Raw genomic sequence first — 558 nt, 5'->3', positions numbered from 1 at the left:
GGGCGTTCGGCGCGGTCTGGACCCCGCTGTACGCCTCCATCGCCGTGGCGGGCGGCCGCGCCCTGAACGCGGCTCGCGGGCCCCAGCGGAAGGCCCTGGCCGGTGAGTTCGCCGCCAACCTCGCCCTGAACGCCGGCTGGAGCAATCTCTTCTTCCGGCTCCGCAGCCCGCTCGCCGGTCTCGCGGGCACCCTCCTGCTGGACGCGAGCAACGTCCGCCTCCTGGCCCGCGTCGCCCGGACGGACCGCGAGGCGGCCCTCGTCCTGCTGCCGTACGCGGCCTGGTGCGCGTACGCCACCTGCCTGAACGCCTCGATCGTCGCCCGCAACCACGAACCCCGGCACCGGGGGCCCGCCAAGGGCTGAGCGGCGAGTCCCGCCGCAGCGGGCGCGAGAGGCGCTCGTAGGATGACCTGCATGCCCGGCACCGCCCACCAGCGCCCCCCGCGACCGCCCCACCGGCGTTCGCCGGCGCTGCTCGTGCTCGCGGTGCTGGTGGGGCTGCTCGGCATGCACGCGCTGGCCCCGGCCGGCGGCACCGGGCACCCGGAGCACCCCC

The 558-nt window shown here is 77.2% G+C and carries 1 protein-coding gene; it reads left to right on the top strand.

The features are described 5' to 3' along the window. Window positions 1–365 (top strand): TspO/MBR family protein (locus GT030_RS24020; RefSeq protein ID WP_161202879.1); only part of this gene is annotated, 365 nt, incomplete at its 5' end. Window positions 366–558: the final 193 nt, after the last annotated feature.

The sequence above is a fragment of the Streptomyces sp. SID1328 genome, assembly GCF_009865595.1.
In the GTDB taxonomy this organism is placed as follows: Bacteria; Actinomycetota; Actinomycetes; order Streptomycetales; family Streptomycetaceae; genus Streptomyces; species Streptomyces griseoluteus.
This window is presented reverse-complemented; position numbering and strand designations above follow the sequence as displayed.